At 76.9% G+C, this 9465-nt stretch carries 4 protein-coding genes; all 4 read left to right on the plus strand.

Features of this window, described 5'->3' with window-relative positions; all coding sequences use genetic code 11:
- The first annotated feature begins 64 nt into the window (after positions 1–64).
- The 4 genes from recC (at position 65) to FPV26_RS12070 (ending at position 9299) form a co-directional block, all read left to right on the plus strand.
- A complete protein-coding gene (gene recC, locus FPV26_RS12055) occupies positions 65–3406 on the plus strand; it encodes an exodeoxyribonuclease V subunit gamma (RefSeq protein WP_246109284.1) in 3342 nt (1113 codons plus the stop codon).
- Positions 3403–6951 (plus strand): UvrD-helicase domain-containing protein, encoded by a 3549-nt coding sequence (locus FPV26_RS12060; RefSeq protein ID WP_147654128.1) that lies wholly within the window; start codon positions 3403–3405, stop codon positions 6949–6951. Before recC ends, FPV26_RS12060 begins: the two co-directional genes overlap by 4 nt.
- On the plus strand, positions 6948–8762 hold the full coding sequence (gene recD, locus FPV26_RS12065; RefSeq protein ID WP_147654129.1) for an exodeoxyribonuclease V subunit alpha: 1815 nt from the start codon (positions 6948–6950) through the stop codon (positions 8760–8762). The genes FPV26_RS12060 and recD overlap by 4 nt, the downstream gene beginning before the upstream one ends.
- 72 nt (positions 8763–8834) lie before the next feature.
- Positions 8835–9299 carry a hypothetical protein gene (locus FPV26_RS12070; protein ID WP_147654130.1) on the plus strand — a complete coding sequence of 155 codons (465 nt, stop codon included), beginning with the start codon at positions 8835–8837 and terminating at the stop codon, positions 9297–9299.
- Positions 9300–9465: the final 166 nt, after the last annotated feature.

Consider the following 9465-nt stretch of genomic DNA (forward strand, 5'->3'; position numbering starts at 1 on the left):
CGCGCATTCTCGCAGCTTCGCGCCGTCTTAGCGCGTGCGACGGCGCTCCGGCATGATCGCGCCGATGTCCGCGCCGGCCGACTTCCGCCTCCACCACTCCAATTCGCTCCAGGCGCTGGCGCTCGCGCTGGCGCTGGAGCTGCGCACGCCGGCGCCGGGCCAGCCGCTGCTGGCGCCGGAGGTGGTGCTGATCCCGCAGGCGGCGATGCGGCGCTGGCTGCAGGCCGAGCTGGCGCGCGTGCACGGCATCGCCGCCAACCTCGAGTTCCTCGCCCCCGGCGAGTTCGTGCGCCGCGCGCTGGACGCCAACCTGCCCGGCGCAGGCGAGGAACTGGACCTGGCCGGCCTGCACTGGCGCCTGTACGCCCTGCTCACCGATCCCGAGGCCCTGCGCGCGCCGGCGCTGGCGCCGCTGCGGTCGGCGCTGGCCGGCGCCGACCCGCTCAAGCCCTGGGCGCTGGCCGGCGAGCTGGCGCTGGTGTTCGAGCGCTACCAGGCCTGGCGCCGCGACTGGCTGCTGGCGTGGGAGGCCGGCGAGGCCCCGCGCGATCCGCAGCTCGCCTTCCAGGCCGCGCTGTGGCGGCGCCTGGCCGCCGGCCGCCGCCATCGCGCGCGCCGCGTCGCCGACTACCTGCACCGCTTCGGCGCCGACGGCCCGCAGACGCCCGCCGGCCTGCCGTCGCGGCTGTTCGCCTTCGCCACCCTCAACGTCTCGCCCGACGTGCTGCGGGTGATCGCCAGCCAGGCGCGGGTGGGCACGCTGCATTTCTACCTGCCCACGCCCTCGCGCAAGTACTGGGGCGACCTGCGCAGCTTCGCCGAACGCATGCGCGAGGGCGAGGATCCGCTCGAGACCGACGAGAATCCGCTGCTCGCCGCCTGGGGCTACGCCGGGCGCGATTTCATGGCCGTGCTCGGCGGCTACGAGGTGGTGCACCCGACCGACGAATCCGAGTACTACGCCGATCCGGAAGACCAGCCCGGGGACGATCCGGACGAGGACACGCTGCTCGGCCGCCTGCAGCGCGACCTGCTGCACCGGCGCGCGCCGCGGCCGTGGCGCGCGGCGGTGGAGCCGGGCGACGTCAGCCTGCAGCTGCACGCCTGCCACACCCGCCTGCGCGAGGTGCAGGTGCTGCACGACCGGCTGCAGGCGCTGCTCGACGATCCGCGCTTCGATCCGCCGCTGCAGCCGCGCGAGATCGCGGTGCTCGCGCCCGACCTCGACCCCTACCTGCCGGCGATCGCGGCGGTGTTCGGCGCCGCGCGCGGCCAGCCGGGCGAGATCCCGTACACCCTCGCCGATGCCAGCGTGCTGGCCAGCGAACCGCTGGCCGAGGTGGCGCTGCGGCTGCTGGCGCTGCCGCTGTCGCGCTTCGGCCTGCACGAGGTGCTGGACCTGCTGGCCACGCCGGCGATCGCCGAAGCCGCCGGGCTCACCCCGGAGGCGCTCGACCGCCTGCGCGACTGGCTGCAGGCGGCCGGCGCGCGCTGGGGCCTGGACGCCGCGCACCGCGCCCGCCACGACGCGCCGGCGGAGGAGGCCTGCACCTGGCGCTTCGCGCTCGACCGCCTGCTGCTCGGCCACGCCACCGGCGCCGAGGCCGACCTCGCCGGCGTGGCGCCGCTGCCGCTGCTCGAGGGCGGCGCGCTGGATGCGCTGGACGCGCTGCTGCGCCTGCTCGAGGTGCTGGCCACGCACGAACGCACCCTGGCCGCGGCGCTGACCCCGGCGCAGTGGCGCGAACGGGTGCTGGCCCTGCTCGAGGCGCTGCTGCCGCGGCCGCCGCGCGATGTGCGCGATGCGCGCACGCTCGAACGCCTGCGCGAGCTGTTCGACGGCTTCGCCCGCCAGGCGCAGGCCGCCGGGTTCGAGCGTGCGCTGCCGCCCGAGGTGGTGCGCGCGCACCTGCAGGCGGTGCTGGCCGAGGCCGACGCCCGCGCGCCGCTGCTCGGCGGCGGGGTCAGCTTCGCGCGCATGGTGCCGATGCGGCTGCTGCCGTTCCGGGTGATCTGCGTGCTCGGCCTGAACGACGGCGAGTTCCCGCGCCGCGACCCGGGCAGCGGGCTCAACCGCCTGGCCCAGGCGCTGGGCACGCGCGAGCGCCGCGCCGGCGACCGTTCGCTGCGCGACGACGACCGCTTCCTGTTCCTGCAGCTGTTCGCCGCCGCCGGCGAGGTGTTCTACGTCAGCTGGTGCGGCGCCGATCCGCACGACGGCAGCAAGCGCCTGCCTTCGACGGTGGTGACCGAGCTGCTGGAAGCTGCGGCGCGCTACCACCACGATCCGGAAACCGCGCGCACGGCGCTGGTGCTGCACCACCCGTTGCAACCGTTCGCGCCGGACGCGTTCGGCGACGGCCGCGACCCGCGCCGCTTCAGCTACGGCGCGGCCTGGCAGGCGGCCGCGCACGCCGGCCCGCAGCCGCGCCGCGCCCTGCCGGCGTTCGCCGCTGCGCCGCTGGTGCCACCGGCCGCGCCCGCGGCGTCGGAACCGATGTCGGTGCAGGCGCTGGCCGGGTTTCTGTGCGACATGCCCGGCGCGTTCCTGCGCCAGCGGCTGGACATGCGGCTGCCGGATGCGGTGGCCACGCTCGACGACACCGAGCCGCTGCAGCTGCCCGCGCACGGGCTGGAGCGGCATGCCGCGCGGCGGCTCGTGTTCGAGGCGCTGTGCGCGGGCGAGGACGACGTCGCGGCCCTGCATGCGCGCCTGTGCGCGCGCGCCCTGCTCCCGCCCGGCCCGGCCGGCCGGCGCCAGGCCGGCCTGCTGCGCGCGGAAGTGCTGCCGTACGCGCGGGCGTTCCGGCAGTGGCGTGGCGACGAGGAGCCGGTCACCGCGCGTTGCGAAGCCTGGCTCGGCCCGTGGTGCGTGCAGGCCGCCTTCGACGGCCTGTACCGGCAGGGGCTGGTGCGCCTGCGCTTCGGCGCGCTGGATGGCGTGGCGCAGATCCGCCACGGCCTGGACTGGCTGCTGCTGTGCGCGACGGAACAGCCGGTGACGCTGTGGCAGCTGGCCGAGTTCGAGCATGGCGTGGCGCTGCAGCCGCGCGCGCCGGTGCCGGCGGCGCAGGCGCGGGAGGCGCTGCTGGCGCTGCTGGCACTGTGCGCGGCCGGGCTGCGCGAACCGCTGCCGTTCCTGCCGCGCAGCGGCTGGACGTGGTATGCGGCGATGCAGGACACGCGCGGCGACCCCGACCAGGCCGAACAGCGGGCCTGGGAGGCGGCGCGCAAGACCTGGCGCCAGGATCGCGGCTGGAGCGAGGGCGACGAACCCGGCGCGCGCCTGGCGCTGCGCGGCCGCGACCCGTTCGCCGACGCCGCGCAGGGCGCCCGCTTCCGCGCGCTCGCGCGCACCGTGTTCGACGCGGTGCTGCAGGCCCAAGCCACGGAGCTGCCGGCATGAGCGCCGTGCGCGACCCCTGGCTCGACCTGCCGCTGACCGGCCTGCGCCTGATCGAGGCCAGCGCCGGCACCGGCAAGACCTACACCCTGGCCACGCTCGCGCTGCGCCAGATCGTCGAACGCGGCCTGCGCCCGGCGCAGCTGCTCGCGGTCACCTTCACCCGCGCCGCCACCGCCGAGCTGCGCGCGCGGATCCGCGCCCGGCTCGCGCTCGCCGCGCGCCTGGCCGCGGGCGATGCGCCGGACGCCGCGACGGAGGCGGCGGAGGTCGCGCTGTGCCGCGCCGTGCTCGCCGCGCGCCCCGACGGCGAAAGCGACGCCGCGCTCGCGCGACGCCTGCGCCGCGCGGTGTACGAGATGGACCTCGCCGCGATCTGCACGATTGACGGCTTCTGCCAGCGCGTGCTCGCCGAGCACGTGCTCGATGCCGCCGCGCTGCCGGCGCCGGAGCTGCTCGGCAGCGCGCGCGAGTTGTACCTCGACGTCGCCGCCGACGTGTGGCGCGGGCTCGCCGCGGAACCGGGCGCGGCGGAGGTGCTCGCGGCCGAGTGGCCCCAGGGCCCCGAGGCGCTGGCGAAGGATCTGCCGAAGCTGCTGCGCGCGACGGCCCTGGCCCCGGCCCCGGCGCCGGACGCGGCCGATCCGCAGCCGACGCTCGAACGTGCCGCGGCGGCCTTGCGCGAGGCCTTCCTGCGCCATGGCGATGCGTTCCGCGACCAACTCGAGGCGGCGATCCGCGACGACGTGCTCCACCGCAGCAGCTATCAGGCTGACCTCACGGCACGGCTCTGGCCGGCGCTCGCGCAGTGGTGCGCGACGGGCGAGGCCGCGGCGCCGATCCACAGCCATTTCGACCGCTTGTTGCCCCGGACCCTGCTGGCCAAGACCAAGAAGAACCACGCCGGGCGCACCCCGCATTCGCCGCTGTGCGATGCCGCCGCCGCGTGGAGCGAGGCGATGGCCGCGCGCGACACCTGGCTCGCCAACCGCCGCATCGCCCTGCTGCACCGCGTGCGCGCCGAGGCCGCGCGCCGGCTCGATGCGCTCAAGCGCGCGCGCCGGGTGCAGACCTTCGACGATTTGCTGGCGCAGGTGCACGCGGCACTGGCCGGCCCGCGCGGCGAGGCGCTGGCGCAGGCGCTGCGCGCGCAGTACGCGGCGGCGCTGGTGGACGAGTTCCAGGACACCGATCCGCGCCAGTGGGCGATCTTCGACCGCGTGTTCGGCGGCGGCAGTCCGGCGCCGGCGCTGTGCCTGGTCGGCGATCCCAAGCAGGCGATCTACCGCTTCCGCGGCGGCGACGTGCACACCTACCTCGACGCGGCCGCGCGGGCCGAGCGCGCGCCGGCGCTGGTCACCAACTTCCGCGCGCGGCCCTGCGTGCTGGACGCGGTCAACGCCCTGTACGCCCGCGCCGGCGCCGCCGCGTTCGTGGATCCGCGCATCGGCTACGAGCCGCTGGTGCCCGGCGGCCGGGTGGACGATGCGGATTTCCTGCACGACGGCGCGCCCGCGCCGGCGCTGCGGGTCCGGGCGTTGCCATCGCGGCCGGACGGCAAGCCCTGGAGCGCCGACGACTCGCGCGCGCTCGCCACTTCCGCCTGCGTGGCCGAGATCGTGCAACTGCTCGCCGACGGCCGCGCGCGCCTGCGGCGTCGGTGTGACGACGATGGCGAGGGCGCGTACACGCCGGTGCAACCCGGCGACATCGCCGTGCTGGTGCGCGAGCACAAGGAGGCCACCCGCATCCGCGCCGCGCTGGCCGCGGCCGGCGTGCCCGCGGTCGCGGCCGGCAAGCAGAGCCTGTTCGCCACCGATGAGGCGCTGGAACTGCTGACGGTGCTGGAGGCCCTGCAGCACCCCGGCCACGACGGCCGCCTGCGCGCCGCGCTGGCGACGGTGCTGCTCGGCCTGGACGCGGCCGCGCTGGCCGCGTTCGACGCCGAGCCCGAGCGCCTGGCGCACTGGCAGGCGGAGGCGCTGGCCTGGCGCGAACGCTGGCAGCGGCACGGCCCGCTGGCGCTGGTCTCGGACCTGTGCGCGCAGCGCGCGCCGGCGCTGCTCGCGCTCGCCGACGGCGAACGCCGGCTCACCAACACCCTCCAGCTCGGCGAGGAACTGCAGGCGGCCGACGCGCGCGCGCTGGGCGAGGCGGGCCTGGTGGACTGGCTGCGGCGGCGCATCGCCGAGGCCGATCCCGACGACGAGACCCAGGCGCTGCGGCTCGAATCCGATGCCGCGCGGGTGCAGATCGTGACCCTGCACAAGAGCAAGGGCCTGGAGTATCCGCTGGTGTTCCTGCCCTACGCCGGCATCGGCAAGGACAGCACCCGGCATTCCGCGCGCTGGTGCGAGACCCGCGACGGCCACGGCGTGGTGCTGCAGCTCGCCCCCGACGATGCCGCGCGCCAGGCCGAGGCCCGCGAACAGCAGGCCGAGGACGCGCGCCTGCTCTATGTCGGCCTGACCCGCGCCCGGCACGCGCTGTGGCTGTGCACCGGGCCGCTGTACCGGCACGACACCACGCCGCTGGCGCCGATGCTGCGCGGCCTCGATGCGCTCGCCGCCGACAGCGCCGGCGCGATCGTGCTCGACACCGCGCCTCCGCCCGAAACCCCGCCGCAGGCGCCGCCGCCGGAACGCCCGCCGCAGGTGGCCCCGGCGCGGGCGCCGGCCGGCCCGCGCCCGCGCGACTGGTGGGTGCACAGCTTCAGCCAGCTCACCCGCGACGCCGAACCCGCGCTCGCCGAACGCGGCGGCGAGGACGAGGCCGAAGCGCCGGCACCGGACGAGGCGCAGGCGCGCTTCGCCGGCGCCCGCTTCGGCGTGGCCCTGCACGACGCGCTCGAACGCACCCGCTTCGAAGCCTGGCGCGACTGGGACGAGGGCCCCGCGCCGCCCGGCGAACGCGCGCTGCTGATCGAAGCGCTGCGCGCGCGCGGCTATGCCGAGGCCGAGCTCGAGGCCGGCGTCGCGCTGCTCACCACCCTGGTCGGCCGCACCCTCACCACGCCGCTGCCCGAAGGCGCGCGCCTGTGCGAACTGCCGCCCTCCGCGCGCCGCGCCGAACTCGAGTTCCACTTCCGCCTCGCCCCGACCGCGGTGGAGGCGCTGCTGGCCACGCTGCACGCGCACGGCCTGCTGCGCGGGCGCACCGGCTTTGGCGCCTGGCGCCGGCTCGAAGGCCTGATGACCGGCAAGATCGACCTGGTGTACGCGCACGACGGCCGCTACTTCCTGCTCGACTACAAGTCCAACCGCCTGCCCGACTACGGCCCGGACGCGCTGGCGCAGGCGATGGCCGAGAGCGAGTACGACCTGCAGGCGCTGCTGTACACCCTGGCCCTGCACCGCTGGCTGCGCTTCCGCCTCGGCGCCGGGTACGACTACGCGCGCGACTTCGGTGGCGTGCGCTACCTGTTCTGCCGCGGCCTGGCCCCGCGCGAGCCGGCGCGGCCGGGCGTGCACGCGTTCGTGCCGGCGCCGGCGCTGGTCGAGGCGGTGGACGCGCTGTTCGCCGGCGCGGCGGCGGAGGTGGCCGCATGAGCCTGCTCGAACGGCTGCGTGAGGCCGGCGCGCTGCGGCGGGTGGACCTCGCCCTCGCCGACACCCTGCGCCGGCACGCGCCGGCCACGCCCGAACCGGTGCTCGCCGCCGCCGCGCTCGCCTCGGCGGCCATCGCCGAGGGCCATGCCGGTTGCGACCTGCGCGCGGCGCCGGAGGCGGACGCCGACTGGCCGCCGCCGGCGGCCTGGGAGACGCAGCTCGTGGCCTCGCCCTGGGTCGCCACGCCCGCCGCGGACGCGGAGGCCGACCCGACCCGGCCGCTGGTGCTGGAAGCCGGGCTGCTGTACCTGCGCCGCTACCGCGAGCACGAACGCCGGCTGGCGCAGGACCTGCGCCGGATCGCGGCCGCCGGGGAGGGGACGGCGCCCGCGGCGGCGCTCGCCCCGCTGTTCGCCGCGCTGTTCCCGCATGCGCACGAGGACGACGCCCAGGCCCGCGCCGCCGCGCTCGCCCTGCGCCGCCGCCTGCTGTTGATCACCGGCGGCCCCGGCACCGGCAAGACCACCACCGTGGCGCGCCTGTTGCTGCTGCTGGTCGCGCAGGCCCGGCTCGAGGGCGCGCCCGCACCGCGGATCGCGCTGGCCGCGCCCACCGGCCGCGCCGCGCGCCGGCTGGCCGAGAGCCTGCAGCGCGGCCTGGCCGGGCTGCGCGCCCTGCCCGGCGTCGCCCCGGAGCTGTGCGCGGCCGTACCCGCCGGCGCGCAGACCCTGCACCGCCTGCTCGGCCTGCGCCCCGACCGTCCGCAGGCCCGCTACCACGCCACCCAGCGCCTGCCCTGCGACGTGGTGGTGGTGGACGAGGCCTCGATGGTGGACCTGCCGCTGATGGCGCGCCTGGCCGAGGCGGTGGCGACCGGCGCGCGCCTGGTCCTGCTCGGCGATCCGGAGCAATTGCCCTCGGTGGAAGCCGGCGACGTGCTGGCCGCGATCTGCGCCGCCGCCGGCGCCGGCGATGCGCTCGCGGACGCGGATGCCCGCGCGCTCGCGCCGCTGCTCGGCGCCGCGGCGGTCGCGCCGGAAACCGCGGCGCCGCTCGCCGGCCACCGCGTGCACCTGCGCCGCGGCTACCGCCAGGCCGAGAGCCTCGAACTCGCCCCGCTCGCCGAGGCGGTGCGCACCGGCGAGGCCGACGCCGCGCTCGCGCTGCTGCGCGCCGGCGGCTTGTCCGGCGTGCGGTTCCACGAGGACGTGCACGATCCGCTCGCCGGGCCGCTGCGCGAGGCACTGCTCGCCCCGTGGCGCGCGCTCGCCCAGGCCCGCGATCCGGACAGCGCGCTGGCGCTGGCCGCGCGCCAGTGCCTGCTCACCGCGCTGCGCGACGGCGCGGCCCGGCTCAACGCACGCATCGAGGAGGCCCTCGCCGGCCCGCGCCGCGCGCCGTACTTCCACGGCCGCCTGCTGCTCGTCACCGAGAACGACCACCGCCAGGGGCTGTTCAACGGCGACATCGGCGTGTGCCTGCACGAGGCGTCGGGAGGGACGCGGGTCTGGTTCGCCGGCGAGGACGGCACGCCGCGCGCGTTCCATCCCGCGGCGCTGCCGGCGCATGCGAGCGCCTTCGCCCTCACCGTGCACAAGGCGCAGGGCTCGGAGTTCGACACGGTGTGGCTGCTGCTGCCGCGCCAGGATGCGCGCGTGCTCTCGCGCGAGCTGGTCTACACCGCGCTCACCCGCGCCCGCCGCGCGTTGCACCTGTGCGGCGACGCCGACGCGCTCGGCGCGGCGCTGGCGCGGCGCGCGCAGCGCGTCTCCGGCCTGGCCTGGCGGCTGGGCGCGACGGCCGCGGCCTGAAGCCGGCTTCACGGCTCGCCAACACCGGCGGGCCTAGCGTGAACCTGGGTGCCAGGGGCGGGAGCACGCGTCATGAGCCTGCTGAAGAAAAACCACATCCTGGGCGCGGGCGGCGGCGCGCTGGCCGGCGGCATCGCCGGGGCCGCGCTAGGCGCGGCGATCGCCGGCCCGCCGGGCATGGCGGCGGGCGCGGTGGCGGGCGTGGCGCTCGGCGCCACCGCCGGCGACCGCATCGCCGAGGCCCGCGACCAGCGCGACAACCTCGGCCACTTCGAGCAGATCTACCTGCACATGCCCTACTACCTGCCGGGCCACGACTGGAACGACTACCGCCCCGCCTACCGCTACGGCCTGGAGAGCTACCAGCGCCACGGCGGCGAGGCCTTCGCCGCGGTCGAGTCGCAATTGCAGGGCAACTGGGAAGCCCATGCCCGCTACGGCTCGCGCCTGAGCTGGGAACAGGCCCGGCCCGCGGTCGAACACGCCTGGCGCGCGCTGGACGAGGCCCTGCGCAAGGACCGCCCCGCGGCGGCGTGAGTCGTTGCGGGGAGGCGCGGGGGGTTGGCCACGGATGGACACGGCGGGCTCAGGCGGTCGTTGCAACACACTCGCCGAGCTTGTAGGCCGGCGTCCTGAAGCCCAAGGTCTTCCTCGGGCGCTGGTTCAATCGTAAAGCAATCTCGTCGAGCTGAGCTTGGGAGTG

The organism is Vulcaniibacterium gelatinicum, assembly GCF_008033445.1.
GTDB classification, from domain to species: Bacteria; Pseudomonadota; Gammaproteobacteria; order Xanthomonadales; family Xanthomonadaceae; genus Vulcaniibacterium_B; species Vulcaniibacterium_B gelatinicum.

Excerpts from the sequence above, each read along its gene's own strand:
- recC (WP_246109284.1), top strand. The coding sequence starts at position 65 with ATGTCCGCGCCGGCCGACTTCCGCCTCCACCACTCCAATTCGCTCCAG.
- FPV26_RS12070 (WP_147654130.1), top strand. The coding sequence starts at position 8,835 with ATGAGCCTGCTGAAGAAAAACCACATCCTGGGCGCGGGCGGCGGCGCG.
- recD (WP_147654129.1), top strand. The coding sequence starts at position 6,948 with ATGAGCCTGCTCGAACGGCTGCGTGAGGCCGGCGCGCTGCGGCGGGTG.
- FPV26_RS12060 (WP_147654128.1), top strand. The coding sequence starts at position 3,403 with ATGAGCGCCGTGCGCGACCCCTGGCTCGACCTGCCGCTGACCGGCCTG.